This window comes from Streptomyces sp. NPDC047869, from assembly GCF_040704065.1.
Lineage (GTDB): Bacteria > Actinomycetota > Actinomycetes > Streptomycetales > Streptomycetaceae > Streptomyces.
The window spans coordinates 126,953-146,669 of sequence record NZ_JBEYRK010000014.1 but is presented as its reverse complement, the minus strand read 5'-3'; the positions used below and the strand labels follow the sequence as shown (position 1 = coordinate 146,669).

At 74.0% G+C, this 19,717-nt stretch carries 20 protein-coding genes; 9 read left to right on the top strand and 11 right to left on the bottom strand.

The annotated features are described in order from the left end of the window. Nucleotides 1–19: 19 nt before the first annotated feature. Nucleotides 20–1,078 carry an NAD-dependent epimerase/dehydratase family protein gene (locus AB0924_RS20080; RefSeq protein WP_358934226.1) on the bottom strand — a complete coding sequence of 353 codons (1,059 nt, stop codon included), beginning with the start codon at nucleotides 1,076–1,078 and terminating at the stop codon, nucleotides 20–22. A 318-nt stretch (nucleotides 1,079–1,396) separates the two neighbouring features. Between AB0924_RS20080 and AB0924_RS20075 the strand changes: the two genes are divergently transcribed. Then, nucleotides 1,397–2,290, top strand: a complete 894-nt coding sequence (locus AB0924_RS20075) for a polysaccharide pyruvyl transferase family protein (protein ID WP_358934224.1) — start codon at nucleotides 1,397–1,399, stop codon at nucleotides 2,288–2,290. A gap of 102 nt (nucleotides 2,291–2,392) precedes the next feature. Further along, complete coding sequence (locus AB0924_RS20070) at nucleotides 2,393–2,956, top strand: hemerythrin domain-containing protein (protein WP_358934222.1); 564 nt, start codon at nucleotides 2,393–2,395, stop codon at nucleotides 2,954–2,956. Nucleotides 2,957–3,086: 130 nt separating this feature from the next. Here AB0924_RS20070 and AB0924_RS20065 read toward each other — a convergent pair whose 3' ends face one another. Beyond that, nucleotides 3,087–3,449, bottom strand: coding sequence for a DUF3040 domain-containing protein (locus AB0924_RS20065; RefSeq protein ID WP_358934220.1), 363 nt, complete (start codon nucleotides 3,447–3,449; stop codon nucleotides 3,087–3,089). Nucleotides 3,450–3,727: 278 nt separating this feature from the next. Here AB0924_RS20065 and dhaK point away from each other — a divergent pair, with 278 nt between their 5' ends. From dhaK to AB0924_RS20050, 3 genes are read left to right on the top strand one after another with little or no spacing between them, the layout of a single operon-like run. Further along, nucleotides 3,728–4,720 carry a dihydroxyacetone kinase subunit DhaK gene (dhaK, locus tag AB0924_RS20060; protein ID WP_358934218.1) on the top strand — a complete coding sequence of 331 codons (993 nt, stop codon included), beginning with the start codon at nucleotides 3,728–3,730 and terminating at the stop codon, nucleotides 4,718–4,720. 46 nt (nucleotides 4,721–4,766) lie between these two features. Then, nucleotides 4,767–5,381, top strand: coding sequence for a dihydroxyacetone kinase subunit DhaL (gene dhaL, locus AB0924_RS20055; protein WP_358934216.1), 615 nt, complete (start codon nucleotides 4,767–4,769; stop codon nucleotides 5,379–5,381). Then, a complete protein-coding gene (locus AB0924_RS20050) occupies nucleotides 5,374–5,784 on the top strand; it encodes a PTS fructose transporter subunit IIA (RefSeq protein ID WP_359554707.1) in 411 nt (136 codons plus the stop codon). The genes dhaL and AB0924_RS20050 overlap by 8 nt, the downstream gene beginning before the upstream one ends. Before the next feature lie 100 nt (nucleotides 5,785–5,884). Here the strand turns inward: AB0924_RS20050 and AB0924_RS20045 are convergent, their stop codons facing one another. Next, complete coding sequence (locus AB0924_RS20045) at nucleotides 5,885–6,583, bottom strand: glycoside hydrolase family 75 protein (protein WP_358934213.1); 699 nt, start codon at nucleotides 6,581–6,583, stop codon at nucleotides 5,885–5,887. Between the two features lie 263 nt (nucleotides 6,584–6,846). Here AB0924_RS20045 and AB0924_RS20040 point away from each other — a divergent pair, with 263 nt between their 5' ends. Both AB0924_RS20040 and AB0924_RS20035 read left to right on the top strand, forming a co-directional pair. Further along, nucleotides 6,847–7,833, top strand: coding sequence for a fibronectin type III domain-containing protein (locus tag AB0924_RS20040; RefSeq protein ID WP_366912058.1), 987 nt, complete (start codon nucleotides 6,847–6,849; stop codon nucleotides 7,831–7,833). Nucleotides 7,834–8,026: 193 nt separating this feature from the next. Further along, entirely contained in the window at nucleotides 8,027–8,575 is a 549-nt protein-coding gene (locus tag AB0924_RS20035; protein ID WP_358934209.1) for a hypothetical protein, read from the top strand. 81 nt (nucleotides 8,576–8,656) lie between these two features. On the opposite strand, the gene AB0924_RS20030 is transcribed toward AB0924_RS20035, so the two are convergent. The 4 genes from AB0924_RS20030 to AB0924_RS20015 all read right to left on the bottom strand — a co-directional run bounded on the left by AB0924_RS20030 (nucleotide 8,657) and on the right by AB0924_RS20015 (nucleotide 12,851). Beyond that, entirely contained in the window at nucleotides 8,657–9,241 is a 585-nt protein-coding gene (locus AB0924_RS20030; protein WP_366912057.1) for a PadR family transcriptional regulator, read from the bottom strand. Nucleotides 9,242–9,271: 30 nt separating this feature from the next. Further along, nucleotides 9,272–11,287, bottom strand: coding sequence for an NADPH-dependent 2,4-dienoyl-CoA reductase (locus tag AB0924_RS20025; protein ID WP_358934205.1), 2,016 nt, complete (start codon nucleotides 11,285–11,287; stop codon nucleotides 9,272–9,274). Between the two features lie 185 nt (nucleotides 11,288–11,472). Further along, nucleotides 11,473–11,844 (bottom strand): hypothetical protein, encoded by a 372-nt coding sequence (locus tag AB0924_RS20020; protein ID WP_358934203.1) that lies wholly within the window; start codon nucleotides 11,842–11,844, stop codon nucleotides 11,473–11,475. Between the two features lie 119 nt (nucleotides 11,845–11,963). Further along, on the bottom strand, nucleotides 11,964–12,851 hold the full coding sequence (locus AB0924_RS20015; protein WP_358934201.1) for a hypothetical protein: 888 nt from the start codon (nucleotides 12,849–12,851) through the stop codon (nucleotides 11,964–11,966). Between the two features lie 319 nt (nucleotides 12,852–13,170). Here AB0924_RS20015 and AB0924_RS20010 point away from each other — a divergent pair, with 319 nt between their 5' ends. After that, nucleotides 13,171–15,249, top strand: a complete 2,079-nt coding sequence (locus AB0924_RS20010) for a SpoIIE family protein phosphatase (RefSeq protein WP_358934198.1) — start codon at nucleotides 13,171–13,173, stop codon at nucleotides 15,247–15,249. Between the two features lie 6 nt (nucleotides 15,250–15,255). On the opposite strand, the gene AB0924_RS20005 is transcribed toward AB0924_RS20010, so the two are convergent. Beyond that, nucleotides 15,256–16,053, bottom strand: a complete 798-nt coding sequence (locus tag AB0924_RS20005) for a putative protein N(5)-glutamine methyltransferase (protein ID WP_358934196.1) — start codon at nucleotides 16,051–16,053, stop codon at nucleotides 15,256–15,258. Between the two features lie 278 nt (nucleotides 16,054–16,331). Continuing rightward, nucleotides 16,332–17,411 (bottom strand): hypothetical protein, encoded by a 1,080-nt coding sequence (locus AB0924_RS20000; RefSeq protein ID WP_358934194.1) that lies wholly within the window; start codon nucleotides 17,409–17,411, stop codon nucleotides 16,332–16,334. Nucleotides 17,412–17,544: 133 nt separating this feature from the next. On the opposite strand from AB0924_RS20000, the gene AB0924_RS19995 reads away from it, so the two are divergent. Beyond that, nucleotides 17,545–17,952: a MarR family winged helix-turn-helix transcriptional regulator gene (locus tag AB0924_RS19995; protein WP_358934421.1), complete on the top strand. Its 408-nt coding sequence runs from the start codon at nucleotides 17,545–17,547 to the stop codon at nucleotides 17,950–17,952. Here the strand turns inward: AB0924_RS19995 and AB0924_RS19990 are convergent. After that, entirely contained in the window at nucleotides 17,949–18,701 is a 753-nt protein-coding gene (locus AB0924_RS19990; RefSeq protein ID WP_366912055.1) for a GNAT family N-acetyltransferase, read from the bottom strand. The genes AB0924_RS19995 and AB0924_RS19990 overlap by 4 nt on opposite strands. Continuing rightward, on the bottom strand, nucleotides 18,698–19,624 hold the full coding sequence (locus AB0924_RS19985) for an NADP-dependent oxidoreductase (RefSeq protein WP_358934190.1): 927 nt from the start codon (nucleotides 19,622–19,624) through the stop codon (nucleotides 18,698–18,700). The genes AB0924_RS19990 and AB0924_RS19985 overlap by 4 nt, the downstream gene beginning before the upstream one ends. Nucleotides 19,625–19,717 lie beyond the last annotated feature (93 nt).

Here is a 19,717-nt window from a genome sequence, read left to right as displayed (position 1 = left end):
GGGCGGGGCGGTCGAGTGGTCAGGTCCGTGCGGCCGGCTCCTCGTCCGGGGGTGATGTCCGGCCGTCCGGGGACCGGACGGGCTCCCGCGGAGGCAGGGTGCGCTCCTCCGGGGACAGGGCGGTGAAGTAGGCGATCGTCTGCTTCAGGCCCTCCTCCCAGGGCACCTGCGGGGCCCAGCCGAGCAGTTCGCGGGCGAGCGCGGTGTCGGGGCGGCGCCGGCCGGGGTCGTCGACGGGCCGGTCGACGAACGCGATCGGCGAGCGGGAGCCGGTCAGCGCGACCACGCGGCGGGCGAGGTCGGCCATGGTGATCTCGTCGGCGCCGCCGATGTTGACGGGCCGCACCGACCGGCTGGCCGCCACCCGCAGCACCCCGTCGACGGTGTCGTCGACGTAGCACAGCGAACGGGTCTGGCTGCCGTCGCCGGTCACGGTGAGCGGTTCGCCGGCCAGGGCCTGGCTGATGAAGGTGGGCACGGCGCGTCCGTCGTGGGCGCGCATGCGCGGTCCGTACGTGTTGAACAGCCGGACGATCCCGGCGTCGGCGCCGAGGGTGCCGGCGTGCGCGGTGACGAGCGCCTCGGCGAACCGTTTGGACTCGTCGTACACGCTGCGCGGGCCGACCGGGTTGACGTTGCCCCAGTAGCCCTCGTGCTGGGGATGGACGAGCGGGTCACCGTACACCTCGGACGTGGAGGCGAGCAGGAAGCGGGCGCCGTCGCGCTCGGCGATCGTCAGGGCGTTGCGGGTGCCGAGGCTGCCCGCGTCCAGTGTCTCCAGCGGCAGCCGGAGGTAGTCGGCGGGCGACGCCGGGCAGGCGAAGTGCAGGACCAGGTCGTACGGTCCCGGCAGCAGCCGGGGGCAGTCGGGCGCGCTGACGTCGCAGCGCACGTAGCGGAACCCGGGGCGGCCTTCCAGGTGGGCGACGTTCTCCCGCCGGCCGCAGACCAGGTTGTCGGCGCAGTCGACGTCGGCTCCCGAATCCAGCAGCCGTTCGCACAGATGGGAACCGAGGAAGCCGGCGCCGCCGGTCACGACGGCACGGCGCCAGGGCACCGCGAGGGTCTCACCAGTCATGGGGGCTCGTCCTTAGTCCACGTCATCCGCGTCGCCGGGCTCGCCGGGGCGCCCGGAACGCCGCGTGGAAGCGGGCGTTCGGCGCGTGTGTGTGCGGCCCGGCCGGCCTCGTCGCCGGCTCGTCGAGCGGGACTGTGATGGAAGACGGAAGGGGCCCGGTCCCCGCTGATCCGGAGGACCGCCCTCGTCGGCCGCCGCTGGCTGGACGGCACTGGCATCGGTGTTCCCGTACCAGTTGGCTTCACACCTTAGATCCATGATGTCCGGAATGACGGGTACTCGCGACTCAGGATGATCGCCCGCCCCGGGGAGACGCCCATGGACGACGAAGTGCCCGACGCCCTGCTGCGCCTGCTGCGGCGGCCCGGGCATCCGCCCCGGCGGCTGCTCCTCACCGGCTGGTTCAGTTTCCTGGACGGCGAGGCGACGGCCGGTGACGTCCTGGCGCAGCGGCACGTGTCGGCGGCGCTGGACCGGGCCGGCGTCCGGCACGACACCGCGTGGAGCCCCAACTTCCGGCCGGGCGCGCTGTCCCTGGAGACGGCGGACCCGCGCGCGTACGACACGCTCGTCTTCGTCTGCGGTCCGGTGCACGGCCCGCAAGTCGTCGCCCTGCACCGTGCGTTCCCACACTGCCGGCGGCTGGCGGCCGGCGTCAGCGTGATCGACCCGGCGGATCCGGCGGTCACCGGCTTCCACGAGATCGTGCCCCGGGACGGCACCCCGGCGCCCGCCCGGCGCGACCTGGCCGCCACGGCTCCGGTGGGCCCGCTGCCGCCGGTGGCCGGGCTGGTGCTCACACACGGCCAGGGCGAGTACGGCGGGCGCCGCAGGCACGAGGGTGTGAACGAGCGTCTCACCGGCTGGCTCGCCGCCAAGGACTGCGTGCGGCTGCCGGCCGACACCCGGCTGGCCGGGGACGACTGGCGGCTGTGCGCCACGGCCGAGCAGTTCCTGGCCCTGGTCTCCCGGCTCGACCTGGTGGTCACCACCCGGCTGCACGGCCTGGTGCTCGCCCTGCGCACCGGCACCCCGGCGATCGCCGTGGACCCGGTGGCGGGCGGCGCGAAGGTGAGCGCCCAGGCACAGGCGCTGGGGTGGCCGGCGGTGATCGAGGCGGGCGCGCTGTCCGCGCGCATCCTGGACCACTGGTGGGCCTGGGCGCTGTCCGGGGCGGGCCGGACGGCGGCAGGGCGCCACTCGATGGGCTGAGCGGCGGGGGCCTGCCGTGTAGCGGGTGCGGAGCGGGGCACTCGGCGCAGCGACGAGCGGCGGGCCGCGCATGGCTCCCGCGCGTACCTGAGGAGGCAGGACATGGGTCACGGCGGAAACGTCATTCAGGAACTGACGACCGACCACCGGGAGGTCGAGGAGATCTTCGGCCGCATCGAGGCGATGCCCCCCGGTTCCAAGGAACGCAAGACGCTGGCCGACCAGGCCACCATCGAACTGGTCCGTCACTCGGTGGCGGAGGAGGCCTATCTCTACCCGGCGGTGCGCAAGCACATCGAGGGCGGGGGCGCCCTCGCCGACAAGGAGCTCGAGGACCACGCCCAGGCCGAGCAGATCATGAAGGACCTGGAGGGCCTGGACGCGGACGACGCGCGGTTCGACACCCTCATGACCCGGCTGATGAGCGAGATCCGCTCGCATGTGGCCGACGAGGAGCAGAACCTCTTCCCGCGGCTTCAGGCGGCCTGTACGCCGGAGGCGCTGGACGAGCTCGGCGAGAAGGTGCGCAAGGCGAAGAAGACCGCGCCGACCCGCCCGCACCCGATGGCCCCGGACAAGCCCCCGGCCAACAAGCTGCTGGCGCCCGGCGCCGGCATGGTGGACCGGCTGCGGGACGCGATGTCGGGGCGCGGCAAGGAGAGCTGAGGAGACTCACGGCAGCCGGGTCGGGCCGGGACCTCCCGGCGCCCGCCGTCCCCCGAGGGGTGCGGCGGGCGCCGGGAGGTCTGCCGTGCCGGTGGACGCCGGTCCGGGCCCCGGGCCCCACCGCGGCCGCTCAGAGCCACCGGGTGAGCCGGCGGCCGGGCCGTGCGCGGCGGGTGGCGCGGCACAGCAGCCGGAAGGACTGGATCAGGGTGAGCGGCCACAGCAGGGCGAAGCACCACAGCGGCGCGGGCGCGGAGGTGCGCACTCCGGTGACGGCCGCGAAGGCGGACGCCGTGAGCAGCAGCAGGACGGAGAGCGGCAGCCACATGCCCCGCCTGCTCCGGGTGGTCCGTCGGTCCCCTGTCATCCGGTGCGCGGCGCGCATCCGGTGGGCGAGCCGGCGGTCCTGCCGGAGGTTCGCCTCGATCTGCAGCAGCGCGAGCCGCTCGCGCGGCGAGAGCCGTACGTCCTCGGGGGTCTCCCAGTCGTCCACGGAAAACGGCACCTCCTCGCACCGGGCGGCGGCCCGCGTGCCCCCTCGTCCGGGCTCTTGCGTGGGCCGGGTTCCCCGTGCGGCCGTCCCGAAGCGGCCGCCGCCCGGGCCCGCCGCCACCGGGGCGGGACGCCGCGGTGCGCGAGGGCGCGCACGTGACCTTCCGTGCCACAGGGCCGATACTGCCAGTAGCAAGGTCTCCAGCCGTCTCACATCGCCCTATATGACCAGCGGGTACCGGGCCGACGGCCCCCCGCCAGGCTTGCCAGGAGGCACCCATGAGGATGCTGATCAACGTTCCCGAGACCGTCGTGGCGGACGCGCTGCGGGGTATGGCGGCCGCCCATCCGGAGCTCACCGTGGACGTGGAGAACCGGGTGATCGTGCGCCGGGACGCCCCCGTGGCCGGCCAGGTCGCGCTCGTCTCGGGCGGCGGGTCGGGGCACGAGCCGCTGCACGGCGGCTTCGTCGGTCCGGGCATGCTCTCGGCGGCCTGCCCGGGAGAGGTGTTCACCTCACCGGTGCCGGACCAGATGGCGCGGGCCGCGGCGGCCGTCGACAGCGGGGCCGGCGTGCTGTTCGTCGTGAAGAACTACACCGGTGACGTGCTCAACTTCGACATGGCCGCGGAACTCGCCGAGGACGAGGGCATCCAGGTCGCGAAGGTGCTGGTCGACGATGACGTGGCGGTGACCGACAGCCTGTACACGGCCGGGCGGCGCGGCACCGGCGCCACGCTGTTCGTGGAGAAGATCGCGGGCGCGGCCGCGGCCGAGGGGCAGCCCCTGGAGCGGGTGGAGGCAGTCGCACGCCAGGTGAACGAGAACGCGCGCAGCTTCGGAGTGGCGCTCAGCGCCTGTACGACCCCGTCGAAGGGCAGCCCCACCTTCGATCTGCCGGACGGCGAACTGGAGTTGGGCATCGGCATCCACGGCGAGCCGGGCCGGGAGCGACGGGCGATGATGACCTCCGGCGAGATCGCCGACTTCGCGGTGCACGCCCTCCTGGAGGACATGCCCCCGCACAACCCCGTGCTGGTCCTGGTCAACGGCATGGGCGCCACTCCGCTGCTGGAGCTGTACGGCTTCAACGCCGAGGTGCAGCGGGTGCTCACCGAACGGGGCGTGACCGTGGCCCGCACCCTCGTCGGCAACTACGTCACCTCCCTCGACATGGCCGGCGCCTCGGTCACCCTGTGCCAGGTCGACGAGGAACTGCTGCGGCTGTGGGACGCGCCGGTGAAGACCCCCGGGCTGCGCTGGGGGATGTGACGAGGCGGACGAAGCGCGCAACTTACCTACCATGCAAGGAGATCCAGTGCTCGACGCCGATTTCTTCCGCCGTTGGATGACCGCGACCGCCGCGTCGGTCGACCGGGAGGCGGACCGGCTCACCGCCCTCGACTCGGCCATCGGTGACGCCGACCACGGCAGCAACATGCAGCGCGGGTTCAGAGCGGTCACGTCCGCCCTGGAGAAGGAGACACCGGACACGCCAGGGGCCGTGCTGACCCTGGCCGGACGGCTGCTGATCTCGACGGTCGGCGGGGCGTCCGGGCCGCTCTACGGCACCCTGCTGCGCCGGACCGGCAAGGCGCTCGGGGACGCCGCCGAGGTGAGCGAGGAGCAACTGGCCGCGGCGCTCCGGGCGGGCGTGGACGGGGTGATGGCGCTCGGCAAGGCGGAACCCGGTGACAAGACCATGATCGACGCACTGGTCCCCGCGGTGGACGCGCTCGGCGACGGGTTCGCCGCGGCGCGCTCGGCCGCCGAGGAGGGCGCGGTGGCCACGACCCCGCTGCAGGCCCGCAAGGGCCGGGCCAGTTACCTCGGCCAGCGCAGCATCGGCCACCAGGACCCGGGCGCCACCTCCTCGGCCCTGCTGATCGCCGGGCTCGGGGAAGCGGCCGGCGAGGAGGCCCGCGGTGAGTGACGAGAAGCTGGTGGGGATCGTGCTGGTGTCGCACAGCGCGGAGGTCGCCGCCTCCGTCGCCGAGCTGGCGAAGGGCCTGGCGGGCGGCACCACGGCGGTGCCGGTCGCCCCGGCGGGCGGCACCGAGGGGGGCGGGCTCGGCACCAGCGCCGAGCTGATCTCCGCCGCGGCCGCCTCCGTGGACCGGGGCGCGGGTGTCGCCGTGCTCATGGATCTCGGCAGCGCGGTGCTCACCGTCAAGGCGCTGCTCGCCGAGGGCGACGAACTCCCGGAGGGCGCGCGCCTGGTGGACGCCCCGTTCGTCGAGGGCGCGGTCGCCGCGGTGGTCACCGCGGCCACGGGCGCCGACCTGGACGCGGTCGAGGCCGCGGCGGCCGAGGCGTACAGCTACCGCAAGGAGTGAGCTCCGGGACCGGCGGACGGCCACGGGACGATCGCCCGGGCCGTCGCCGGCGCGGGCCCGGTGGACGGAGGCCCCGCTCCCGGTCCCGGCGGGGCCGCGTTCAGTGCGGGTGCACGAAGCGGCGGGCCAGCCGCTCGCCGGCCTCCACCGCCGCCCGGTGGTTCTCGATCGGGGTGATGCGCGAGTCCTTGAAGACGATGTAGGTGACGCCGGAGGCGGCTCCGCCGCGGATCGGGTCGGGGTGGATGCCCAGGCCGCGGGCGGTGGCGTAGGAGGCCTCGCCGATGATGTCGCGCGGGCCGGCGTCGCCGACGACCGCGTACTGCACCCGGTCCCGGTAGATCACGGCCGCCACGGAGCCGCCCCGGATGCCGTAGGCGCGGTGGTCCCAGATGCGGCTCGGGACCGGCAGCACGATGTAGGGCAGGGACGCGGCGTTCAGATGGCGGCCGTCCGACTGCTGGTAGGCGGTCGCGGCCGAGAACAGCGGATCGGTACGGCGGTTGCAGCGGGCGGTGGGCCGTCCGTCGCAGTCGATGTCCAGATCCGCCTTCCAGAACACCGCCCCGCGGGTGCCGCACACGGAGACCTTCGCGGACGAGGCGTCGTCGGTGCGGTATCCGCCCCGGGAGACCCGGTCGCAGGAGCGCACCCGGTCCAGCAGGTCGGCGGCGGTCACGGCGCCCTCGCCGTGCGCGGCCGGTGGTCTCTCCCGGGTGAGGACGGCCGCGGCGGGCGGCGTGGTCGGGGCGAGCAGGGCGGCACCGGCCGCGGCCAGCGTCAGCGTCTGGACACGCACTCTGGGGGACCCTCTCCTCGGGAACATTCCGGACACCATGCCCAAAACGGCACCAATCGGCGAGTGCGACACTCCTTTGAGTCCGGATGGAGCAGCGCCTTGACGCTTTCGTCTGATGAAAAGCCAAAAGGCTTGGCGGGCCCGGGCCGACGCCGGTCCGGCCCCCCGACCGTCACCGTTACGGCCCCCTTGCCACGCCCACTCCTGCCGGGTCATATTGGTCCGGACCTTTGCCGTGACGCCGTCCCCGGGGAGGCAGAGCCGTGCGACGCGTTCCCCTTCCGCCCCTGCTGGTCCCCGCCGTCCTCGTCCTGGTCGCGTCCTGCGGCCGGGGCGGTGCGGCGGAGGCCGACGGCGGCCGGGCCCCGGGCGCTCCGACGGGGGTCACCGCCGCGGCGGGCAGCGCCACGAGCGTGCACGTGATGTGGAACGCGCTGGCGGGCGGCGCCGCGGTCCGCGTCTACGAGGTATACAGCGGCCACACGAAGATCAGCGAAGTGCCGGGCTCACAGCACATGGTGGACGTCACCAGGCTCAGGCCGTCCACCATGTATGCCTTCACCGTGCGGGCCCGGGACGCGGACGGCCGCCTCGGGCCGCCGAGCCGGGCGGTGCGGGCGCGGACGCCGGCCGCGGTGGCGGCGGACCGCTCGGCGCCGACCCGCCCGGCCGGTCCCGCCGGACGGGCGGCGGGCAGCCGCGCGGTCCAGCTGTCCTGGTCCGCCTCCCGGGACGACCGGGGCGTGGTGTCGTACGAGATCCAGCAGGGCGGCGCGAGGATCCACAGCGTCGGCGGCGGGCAGCGCGCGACCGTGGTCACCGGGCTGCGCCCGGGCACCCGCTACGTCTTCACCGTGCGGGCCCGGGACGCGGCCGACAACCTCTCCCCCGCGAGCGCGCCGGTCCGCGTCACCACGCCGGGCACCGACGACGGCCGGGACACCGCGCCGGCCGCCTTCACCGCGGCGAGCCACCGGTCCGACGGGGCTTACTACATCGACCTGTCCTGGGAGCCGCCGGCCGTGGACGGGGTGATCACCGAGTACCGGATCCAGCTCGACGGCGCCACGGCCACCTCACTGGTGTGGGGCGGCGATCCGCCGCGCGGCCGGGCGCGCTACAGCTTCTTCGCAGGGCGCGAGGCGGGCGAAGAGCACCGGGTGCGGCTCGGGGCGCGGCTGCCGGACGGCACCTGGAGCGGCTTCTCGGCCGAACGGACGGTGATCCTGGGAGAGAACGCGGGCGGCTGACGGGCGGAAGGGGGCCGCGGCGCGGAGCGCGCGCCGGGGCACGCCGGACGGAGTACCGGTCACCCGACTGGGCGCGGTCCGGGTGCGGCGGGGTCCGGCGCCGCGTTTGCTGCCGTTGAGGCAGCACGGACGTTTCCCGACCCTCGGCGGCGCATGGGACGTACCGCCAACCGTGCCGCCGGAGGGCCAGCCAATGCGCAACTCCCGACGTCTCCTCCGCTCCGGTCTGACCCTGGCGGCCGCCGCCGCGCTTCCGGCCTCACTCGCCGGACCGTCGGCCGCGGCCTCCGGCATATCGGTGAGCACCATCGGTTCCACGGTCTCGGTCGTCACCAGTGCGTGCACCCAGAGCAACGGCAGCTGGGGCAACGCCTCCCTCATCAGCAGCCGCCAGGGGAACTTCTCCCAGGGGCGGCAGGTCGCCCTCTCGGGCACCACCGTCAGCCAGTCCGCGGCCTGGTCGGGGGTGAGCCCGGGCACGTACACGGTGGTCGTGATGTGCTCCAACGGCACGACCGCCGGCACCCAGTCCGTGATCGTCTCCGCGCCCAGCGCGTCCAACGCGCCCACGACCTCGTCGACGTTCACGCCCGCCCCGCCGCGCGGTGTGCAGGGCGGGGTCGGCGGCGCCTCCCGGGACTACGGCCCGCTCACCCTGGGCATCGGCGCGACCCTGGTGACGGCCGCCGTGGCCGCCACGGTCTGGTTCCTGCGCCGCCGTTCGAAGCCGTACCGGCTCTGAGCCGGCGGCCCGGCGCCCGGACGGTACCGGCACCGGTCCGGGCGGCCCCGCGGCCCCGCCGCGCGGCAGCCCCGGCGGCTCTCAGGCGGGCGTGCCGTCCGCCGGTTGCGTGCCGTTCCCCCCGCCGGCTCCGGGGAGTTCGGTGAACTCCTTCAGCGCCCGGGAGAGCCACTGGGTCCAGAAGGTCTCCAGGTCGATGCCGGCCCGCAGGACCAGGTGACGCAGCCGGTCCTCGGGGGTGTCCCGGCCCGGCGGGAAGTCGCGCCCCTCGATCTCCTCGTACTCGGCCAACTGCCGCCGGTGCACCTCCAGATGGCGGCCCAGCTCGGCCTCGAGGCCCGCCGTGCCGACGACCGCGGCCGCGCGCAGCCGCAGGAACAGCGCGTCACGGTGCGGCCTGGGGTCCTGCGACTCGGCCGTCCAGCGGGCCAGTTCGGCGCGGCCCGCGGGCAGGACCTCGTAGCTCTTCTTCTGCCCGCGGGCCGGCTGCTCGGCCGGCAGCACGCGGATGAACCCCTCCCCCTCCAGCCGCCCCAGCTCGCGGTAGATCTGCTGGTGCGTCGCGGACCAGAAGTAGCCGATCGACCTGTCGAACCGGCGGGTCAGCTCCAGGCCCGACGACGGCTTCTCCAGCAGGGCGGTGAGGATGGCGTGCGGGAGTGACATGGGCTCATCCTAGGGACGCGCGCCGGGCCCCTACAGTGCCGCCGCCAGCTCGGTGCCCTGCTTGATGGCCCGCTTGGCGTCCAGCTCGGCCGCGACGTCGGCGCCGCCGATCAGGTGGGCGCTGCGGCCGGCGGCGACCAGCTCCTCGTAGAGGTCACGGCGCGGCTCCTGGCCGGTGCACAGCACCACCGTGTCGACCTCCAGGACCGTGCTCTCCTCGCCGACGGTGATGTGCAGTCCGGCGTCGTCGATCCGGTCGTAGCGCACGCCCGGGACCATGGTCACGCCCCGGTGCTTGAGTTCGGTGCGGTGGATCCAGCCGGTGGTCTTGCCCAGTCCGGCGCCGACCTTGGTGGTCTTGCGCTGCAGGAGGTGGACGGTGCGGGGCGGGGCGGGCCGCCGCGGGGCGGTGAGGCCGCCGGGCGCCCGGTAGTCCATGTCGACGCCCCAGTTGCGGAAGTACGTGCGCGGGTCCTCGCTCGCCTTGTCGCCGCCGTCGGTGAGGTACTCGGCGACGTCGAAGCCGATGCCGCCGGCACCGAGCACGGCCACCCGGTCACCGACCGGGGCGCCGTCCCGCAGCACGTCGAGGTAGCCGAGGACCCGGGGGTGGTCGGCGCCGGGGATGTCGGGGACGCGCGGGGTGACGCCGGTGGCGACGACGACCTCGTCGTAGCCGTCGAGGTCCGCCGAGGTGACCCAGGCGCCGAGCCGTACGTCGACGCCGTGCTCGTCGAGCTGGTGGCGGAAATAGCGCAGCGTCTCGTCGAACTCCTGCTTGCCGGGGACCTTGCGGGCCACGTTGAGCTGGCCGCCGATCTCGTTCGCGGCGTCGAACAGGGTGACGGCGTGGCCGCGTTCGGCGGCGCTGACGGCGCAGGCCAGTCCGGCCGGTCCGGCGCCGACGACCGCGACCCGCTTGGCCAGCCGGGTCGGGGAGAGCACCAGCTCGGTCTCGTGGCAGGCGCGCGGGTTGACCAGGCAGGAGGTGATCTGCCCGCTGAAGGTGTGGTCGAGGCAGGCCTGGTTGCAGCCGATGCAGGTGTTGATGGCCTCCGGCTTCCCGGCGGCGGCCTTCGCGACGAAGTCTGGGTCGGCCAGCATCGGGCGGGCCACGGACACCATGTCCGCACAGCCGCCGGCGAGCAACTCCTCCGCCAGTTCCGGGGTGTTGATGCGGTTGGTGGTCACCAGCGGGACGGACACCTCGCCCATCAGCTTCCTCGTGACCCAGGTGTAGGCGCCGCGCGGCACGGACGTGGCGATGGTGGGGATACGGGCCTCGTGCCAGCCGATGCCGGTGTTGATGATCGTCGCCCCGGCGGCCTCGACGGCCCTGGCAAGGGTGACGACCTCCTCCAGGGAGGAGCCGCCCGGGACCAGGTCCAGCATGGACAGCCGGTAGATGATGATGAAGTCCTCGCCGACGGCCTCGCGCACCCGCTTGACGATCTCGACGGGGAAGCGCATCCGGTTCTCGTACGACCCGCCCCAGCGGTCGGTGCGCCGGTTGGTCTGCGCCGCGATGAACTCGTTGATCAGGTAGCCCTCGGAGCCCATGATCTCGACGCCGTCGTAGCCGGCCCGCCGGGCGAGGCGGGCGGCGCGGGCGTAGTCCTCGATGGTCCGCTCGACCTCGGCGTCGCTGAGCTCGCGGGGCACGAACGGGCTGATGGGCGCCTGCAGCGGGCTCGGGGCCACCAGGTCACGGTGATAGGCGTACCGGCCGAAGTGCAGGATCTGCATGGCGATCCGGCCGCCCTCGCGGTGCACGGCCTCGGTGACGGTCCGGTGCTGCTCGGCCTCCGCCTCGGTGGTGAGCCTCGCGCCGCCCTCGTAGGGCCGGCCCTCGTCGTTGGGCGCGATGCCGCCGGTGACGATGAGGCCCACTCCTCCGCGCGCGCGGGCCGCGTAGAACGCCGCCATCCGCTCGAAGCCGCGCTCGGCCTCCTCCAGGCCGACGTGCATGGAGCCCATGAGTACGCGGTTGGGCAGGGTGGTGAAGCCCAGGTCGAGCGGGGACATCAGATGCGGGTAACGGCTCATGGGGCCCTCCGTGCGGGGTGCGGTCGCCTCTTGTTGTAGAGGAAGCGCACCCCGTTGTGCAACTAGTTGCATAAACGAGGAGAGGTGAGCCCGGCCACTTCGCGCGGACACGACGGCGCCCCGGCCGGCTCCTCGCCGGCCGGGGCGCCCCGGTGTGCTGCGTCGTCCGGTCCTGCCGGACCCCGTCAGCGGCTCTCCAGCCGCAGGTGCAGGTCCCGCTCCTGGTCGCCGGAGGCCGTGCAGGTCTCCTCGACGGTGAACATCGAGTCCAGCGTCGTGCGGAACCGGTCCACGGCCCAGTAACTGCCCTGGACGTCCGCGAGGATGGACGAGTCGAGATGGACGGGTGGACAGCCGGGCCCACGCGCGTCCGCGACGTCGTACGTGCCGAGCCACACCATCGGACGGACCTCGTGGAGCTGCCTCGGAATGTCCTCGGGCGCCCGGTCCGACGCGAAACAGCTGTTGAGCGCGTCGAATACGAGGCGGGCGTCCTCCTTGGAGCCGCTGATCTCCACCGAGACGGTCTCCTGGTGCGACCGGTCCGTGTCCTCCATGATCGCTCCTTTCCTGGCCGCGCTGCGGTGGAACGGGGTACCCCGCCGAACCGCGTCCATCCTCAGCAAAGCACCACGGACCGGCGAGCACACCTCAGCGGCCGCGGAACCCGTGCGGCTCAGCCGCGGGTGAACTTGTACGTCTTGCTGTCCGTGAGGACGCAGAAGCCGGGCGACACGACGATGACGCGCAGGACGCCGGTCCGGCGGTCGTAGTCGATGCCCTCCGCCTCGAAGCCGCCCGAGCAGGAGCTGCGCAGCGGCAACTGGCGCAGTGCGGTGACACGACCGGTGACGTCGGCCGTGCCGTTCGGCGCCGCGGACAGGTCGATCCGCAGCAGCGGCTTGGTGAGGCCGAAGAGGGAGCCGTCCGGGTCGTCCGATGAGCAGAGCAGGGTGGTGGGGCCGGAGAAGTCGCAGCCCTGGACGTCACGCACGGCGTGGTCGAGGTTGACGGCGGCGACCTGAGGGAGGTTCGCCGAGGGCGAGGTGGCCGGGTTCACGCCCGGGGTCGGAAAGACGAGCAGGCGGTTCATGGTGCCCCACTCGCCCGACAGCATCCACTGGCCGTCGGGCGAGACCGCCGCCCAGGAGTTGTTCAGGGCCTCGCCGGCGCTCAGCGTGTGGACGTACTCCGACCAGCCGCCGCCCGGGGCCTGCACGCGGAACATCTTCGAGTTGCCCGAGTCGCGCTGGTAGGGCTCGATGTAGTGGCCGTCGTACGAGGCGTCGGGATCCCCCACGTGGTTCCAGCCGCGGCTGGAGAGCCCGATCGGGATGGTGCCGATGCCGGTGTACCGGTTGGGGCTGTTCGCCGGGACCTCCATCGAGGCCAGGCCCTGGCTCTCGGTCAGCGGATCGGCCCGGTCGGAGCCGGTCTCGGTCCAGGTGTCGGCGGCGTGGGCCGGGGCGGGTGCGGCGAGGGACACGACGGCGGCGGTGGCCAGGATGACGAGTCCGCTGAGGACAGCGTGACAACGTTGCCTGACGGCAGGGGACGCGGGCATGGCCGGCTCCTCGGAGGAGGGGGGTGGGTGCACTCGGTCGGCGGACAGTCTGGCCCGACGGAGTGGTCATGTACAGGCCAGTGGAGCAATATGAGCGTGAACTCTCACGGCCCCGGGCACCGTCCCGCGCGGCCACCGCGGGCCACGGCCGCCCCGTCGGCACCGCCGGCCCGGTGCATTCGGCGTACGTGCGCCGCCCGGCTGAGAGATGGTGGAGATAGGTGGGACGGCGCGGAGAGTCGGGTGTGAGCGCGGTAGAACAAGGGGAGTCGGCACGGGGGACGGCGTGCCGTGCGATCGGGCGAAGGCGGTGCGAGGCATGAGGGCAGCCGGGGCTCCGGCGGCGGACGGCGACGAGCCGGTGCGCGGGCCGGTGCGGGCCGGCGGACTGCTCGACGTGCTGCGCGTGGCGTCGGTGGTGCTGGACGGCAGCGGCCGCATCGTGCTGTGGAGCCCGCAGGCCGAGGAGCTGTTCGGCTACTCGGCGCAGGAGGCCCTCGGCCAGTACGCCGCCCGGCTGATGGTGGACGAGCGGCACATCCAGCTCGTCGGCAAGCTGTTCGCCGATGTGATGAGCACCGGCCAGAGCTGGGCCGGCGGCTTCCCGATCCGCCGCAAGGACGGCAGCACCCGTCTGGTGGAGTTCCGCAACATGCGGCTGCTGGACGACCGGGGGCACGTGTACGCGCTGGGGCTCGCCGCCGACCAGTCGACCGTGCGGCGCCTGGAGCAGGACGTGGCACTGTCCGAGCGGATGGTGCAGCAGTCGCCGATCGGGCTCGCCGTGCTCGACACCGAGCTGCGGTTCGTCACGGTCAACCCCGCCCTGGCGAGGAACAACGGTGTGCCGGCCGAGGAGCACATGGGGCGCAGGCTGCGCGACGTGCTGCCGCTGCTGGACACCGGGGCCCTGGAGGCCGCGACCCGCCGGGTCCTGGAGACCGGCGTCCCGGTCATCGACTCACCGCTGGTCGGCCGGACCCCGGCGGACCCGGACCGGGACCGCACCTGGTCGCAGTCGCTGTACCGCCTCGAGGACGCGATGGGCAACGTGCTCGGGGTCGCCGTCTCGCTGGTCGACATCACCGAGCAGCACCGGGCCTCGCAGGAGGCGGAGACCGCGCGCCGCCGGCTCGCCATCATCGCCGACGCCTCCGTCCGGATCGGCACCACGCTGGAGCTGGAGCGCACCGCCTGCGAGCTGGCCGACGTCTCGGTGCCGGCGCTGGCCGACATCGCCGCCGTGGATCTGCTGGACGCGGTGGTGGAGGGCCGGCCCAGCACGCTGGGCCCGTCGGAGGGTGCGGTGATCCGGGCCCTCGCGGTGCGCCCGGCGGAGAGCTCGGACGGCGTGTGCGCCGCCGACCCGCCCGGCCAGGTCGCCCGGTACGGCCCGGACCGGCTGGTCACCGAGTGCGTGCGCACGGGCGAGGTGGTGCTCGTGGCGCGGGTGAAGGACGAGGACCTGCCGCGGATCGCCCGCTCGGAGGAGGCGGCCGCCCTGCTGGGCCGGGCGGGCCTGCACTCCTATCTGGCGGTGCCGCTGATCGCGCGCGGCGAGGTGCTCGGCGCCCTCGATCTCAAGCGGACCCGCAATCCGGCGCCCTTCGACGAGGACGACGTGCTGCTGGCCCGGGAGCTGGCGGCCCGCGCCGCCGTGCACATCGACAACGCCCGCTGGTACCAGGACGCCCGCAACACCGCGCTCACCCTGCAGCGCAGCCTGCTGCCGAGCCGGCCGCCGGTGACCACCGGCCTCGAGGTGGCCTCCCGGTACCAGCCGGCGGGCGCCACCAGCGAGGTCGGCGGCGACTGGTTCGACGTCATCCCGCTGGACGGCGGCAGGACGGCGCTGGTGGTGGGCGATGTGATGGGCAGCGGCATCGGCGCGGCCGCGACCATGGGCCGGCTGCGTACCGCGACCACCACGCTGGCGGCGCTCGGCCTCGACCCGGCGCGGCTGCTGGACCACCTGGACAAGACCACGTCGGCCCTGGACCACTCCATCGCGACCTGCGTGTACGCCGTCCACGATCCGCATCTTCGCCAGTGCCGGATCGCCAACGCCGGGCACCTGCCCCCGGCCCGGGTCCGGCCGGGCCGGGAACCGGAGCTGCTCGACCTGCCCACCGGGGTGCCGCTGGGAGTGGGCGGGGTTGAGTTCTCGACCGTCACCGTCGACTTCGAGCCGGGCGACGTGCTGGTGTTCTACACCGACGGCCTGGTCGAGACCCGCAGCCATTCACTGGACGAGCGCCTGGACTTCCTGCTGTCCCTGCTGGACGATCCGGCCCGCCCGCTGGAGGAGGTCTGCGACCTGCTCCTGCGCACGCTGCACCACCCGGACAACCACGACGACGTGGCGCTGCTCATCGCCCGGGCGCAGGAGCTGCCGTAGGCCGCGTCACCGTTCCCGCACGCCGATCACCACATGCGCGTACAGCTCCTCGGACACCGCCGTACGGGCCGTCAGGCCGGCGTCGGTGAAGGCCCGCACCGCCGACGGCGCCTGGCGTTCGCTGGTCTCGGTCAGCAGAACGCCGCCGGGCGCCAGCCAGTTCGGGACTCCGGCGGCGACCCGGCGCAGGACGTCGAGTCCGTCCGCGCCGCCGTCGAGCGCGACCGGCGGCTCGTGGTCGCGGGCCTCCGCGGGGAGGAGCGGCACCTCGGCGCTCGGTACGTAGGGCACGTTGGCCGTGAGGATGCCGACCCGGCCGCGGAGCGCCGGCGGCAGCGCGTCGAACAGGTCACCCACATGGGATCGGCCGTCGTACGGGGCGAGGTTGCGGCGGGCGCAGCGCACGGCGGCGGGGTCGATGTCGGCGGCGTGCACCTCGACGGGGCCGAGCGCGGCGGCCAGGGCCGCGCCGAGCGCACCGGAGCCGCAGCACAGGTCGACCACGAGCGTGGCGTCCGGGGCCAGGGCCAGGGCCTGGTCGACCAGGAACTCGGTACGGCGGCGCGGCACGAAGACACCCGGTTCCACGGCGATGCGCAGACCGTGGAACCGCGCCCAGCCGAGGACGTGTTCGAGTGGCATTCCGGCGGCCCGCCGGTCCACCATCGCGGACAGTTCGGCGGGGGTGCGGGCGGTGCCGAGGATCAACTCCGCCTCGTCCTCGGCGAAGACGCACCCGGCGGCACGCAACGCGGAAACGACGGCGGAGGCAGGGAACGGGGACAGGGAGGGCACGGAGGACATGCGGGCCGAGAGCCTTTCGGAGAACCGGAGCCGAAGGGCGCTCCCACGCTCACAGCAAGCTGTCACGAGGAGAGAGCACCCGGGCTGACACAGCGGTAATGGGTCCCACCTCCTCAATGGCCGTCCGGCCACGGACACTCCGCGGCCGGACGGTCACCTTACCCCAGCGCCCCGGACCCGGCGTGCCGTACACGAAGTCCGGGAAGGACCCGCCACGGGACGGCGCGGACCGGACCGAATCGGGGTCCCGTCCGCCCGGGGTGAGTGCTGATGCCCCCTCACACCCCCACCGTCTCCTCCATCTCTTCCTCGGCCGCCTCGGTCCCGTCGGTCTCCCGTTCCGTGAGTCGCTCGGGCCGCCTCACGGCCGGCGTGGCCGTGGGAGGCGTCGGCGCCGCCCCGGCCCGGGAGTGCTCGAAGGCGGCGGCGATCGCGGTCACCGCGAGGCCGGCGAGCAGCCAGACCAGCAGGGTCCGGACGGCGTGGCCGAGGCCGTCGTCGCCGAAGTAGAGGAGGCTCCGGACGCCTTCGACGAAGCCGGCGCCGTTCCAGAAGGAGTGCAGGGCGCCGAAGAAGCCGTTCTGCAGCTCGGGCCCGAACAGACCGCCGGAGCTGGTGAAGTTGAGCATCACGAACAGCACCATCATGGTCAGCGTGGTCCACCGCTTGAGGAAGGTGTGCAGTCCGACGCCGATGAGCAGGATGCCCGCGGAGTAGAGCCACGCCATCCCCCATACGCCGGCGAGATCGTGGTGCGCGAGGCGGAACACCGGCCCGGCGAGCAGGGCGCCGATGCCGGCGACCACCGCGGAGACACCGAGCGCGAGCAGCGCCCGTATCCGCATCGGGAGGGCGGCGCCCGCCGCGCCGAGGGCGGCGACCGAGGCGTAGGAACCGATACTGACCGCGATCAGCAGGAAGAACAGGCCCTGCCCGGTGGGGTCGTCGGCGACCGGGGCGGCCACGTCGGTCACCTTCAGCGGCGCGCCGCGCTCCGCGGCGACCGGGGTGAAGACCTTCTCCGCGGCCGTCGCGCCCATGTCGGACGCCGCGGTGGCGACCAGCAGCTCCGGTGTCCTCGCGGCCGGTACGTAGGCGCCGGTGATGTCCCGGGACCGGAGCAGGTGTACGGCGTCGGCGCGGGTGGCGACGGTGCGTACATCGAGCCGGTCCCCCGCGGTGTCCTTGACGGTCTGGGCGAACACCTTCGCCCCGGGGCCGGCGCCGACGACGGCGACGGGCAGGTGGTTCGGCTCCGGCGTGACGAAGGCGCCCATGTACGCGAGCCCCATGCCCAGGCACATCAGCAGCGGGGTGATCAGGTGGGTGAGCACATGGCGCAGTGCCGGTGACCTCATCGCGGGCGGCCTCCGATGTTCGATGGTTGGCTTATACAACTTCCATTCAAGTTGTACTATACAACTAGAACGTCGGAGGAGGTATTCCGTGCCAGCAGCAGCGGAGACGGCCGTCGAGACCATCCAGCGCGAGATGACGATCTTCGCCCGCCGGGCCCGGGCTTCGGCGGGGCGCATGCACCCCGAACTGTCACTGGTGTCGTACACCTTGCTCGGGCATCTGGAGGAGAGCGGCGGCTGCCGGGCCACCGATCTGGCCGCGCACTACGCCCTGGACAAGTCCACGGTCAGCCGCCAGGTGACCGCGCTGGAGCGGGCCGGTCTCATCGAGCGCCGCACCGACCCTGAGGACCACCGCGTCCAGGTCCTGGACCTGACGCGGGCGGGCCAGGAGATCCTCGCCCAGGTCACGCGCAGCCGCCGGGCCGCCTTCCGGGAGCGGCTCGCCGCATGGCCGGAGGAGGACCTGGTCCGTTTCGCCCGGTACCTCGAGCGGTACAACGCGGGGCCGGCCCCGACGGCCGGCCCCGACGGGGTCTAGCGGGCCGGCACCGGCGTCCGGCCGGCCGCCGGCCGCTCCGGCACGCGGGCCGCGAGGAACGCCGTGCGGCGGCGCGGCCGGAAGCCGAGGGACTCGTAGAGCCGGAGGGCGTTCGTGTTGCGGGCACTGGCGTGCAGGAACGGGGTCTCGCCACGCTCCCGGACGCCGTGCGCCACGGCGCGGATCAGCCGGCCGGCCAGGCCCTCGCCGCGGTGGGCGGGGTCGGTGCAGACCGCGCTGATCTCGGTCCAGCCCGGTGGACGCAGCCGCTCCCCCGCCATGGCGACGAGGGCGCCCTCGCGGCGGATGCCGAGGTAGGTGCCCAGTTCGACGGTGCGCGCCAGGAAGGGTCCGGGCCGGGTGCGCCGCACCAGGTCGAGCATCACCGGCACGTCGCGCGGGCCGAGACGGACCGCCTCCGGGTCCGGTGCGGCGGCCAGCCCGTCGTCCACCAGCTGCACGCCCTCCGCCCGGAAGGTCACCTCCCAGCCGTCCGGGACCTCCCCGACGTAGCCCGACAGGGGTACCTCGGCGCCGGGACCGGCCAGCGCCGCGAGGTCCGCCCAGTCGTCCGCGTCCGGATCGTCGGGGAGCGCCAGCCACGGGGACACGTCGAGCGGGTAGCGCAGCACGCGGCCGCGCCGCTCGGCGAAGTGCGCGTGCGGGCCGGTCAGGGAGGCGAGGGCGGGATTGTCCAGCACGTGCGCGGCCACGGGAGCCTGGAGGCGGGCGAAGACCTCGGCGCTCATCCGCCCACCTCGATGACGACCTTCCCCCGGGCGTGCCCGTCCTCCACAGCGCGCAGGGCCGCCCCGGCACGCTCGAGCGGGAAGGTACGGGTGACGTACGGATCCAGGGCGCCGCGCAGCACGAGCGCCGCCACCTCGTCCAGTACGGCCGCGGTGCGGGCCCGGGCGACCCGGGAGCCGCCCAGCGCGGCGACGGTGCCGGGCGGGGCGCCGGCCGTGATCAGCCTCGTCCGGTCGGTGAGCAGGGTGGCGGCCTCGGCCAGCGTGTCGCCGCCCACCAGGTCGTACACCGCGTCCACGCCGCCGGGGGCGGCGGCGCGCACCCGCTCGGCCAGGCCCGGGCCGCTCGGCACGTGCACGGCGCCCAGCGACTCGACGAAGTCCTTCTTGGCCTCGCTCGCCACGCCCACCACCCGCACGCCGAAGGCGCGGGCGATCTGCAGAGCGGCGGCGCCGACCCCACCGCCCGCGCCGGTCACCAGCAGCGTCGCACCTTCGGGCAGGCCGAGCTGGCGGACGCCGTCGTAGGCGGTGGCCGCGGCGACCGGCAGGGTCGCGGCGTCGGTGAACGACAGCCCGTCCGGCTTGTGCGCGGTCACCCCGGCGCTCAGCAGGGCGTACTCGGCGTACCCGCCGTCGACGGTGTTGCCGAACACGGGATCGCCGGCGGCGAACCCGGTCACTCCCGGCCCGGCCGCCTCGACGACGCCGGCGGCCTCGCTGCCGAACACCGCTGGGAACACGCGCTCGGCGGGGTCACCGGGGCGGCGCAGGCCCTCGCGCAGTTTCCAGTCGACGGGGTTCACCCCGGCCGCGCGGACCGCGACCAGGAGCCGGCCCGGGCCGGGGCTCGGCGGGTCCACGTCGGTCAGGGCCTCGGTCTCCGGGCCGCCGTACCGCGTGAAGACGTACGCCTTGGACATCCTCTTTCCTCGCTTCCGTCGCACCGTCACCGGCGCACCGGCCGGCATTCAGCGGCAAGGAGGAGCGACCGACGGCTATTCCCGGCCCCGCGA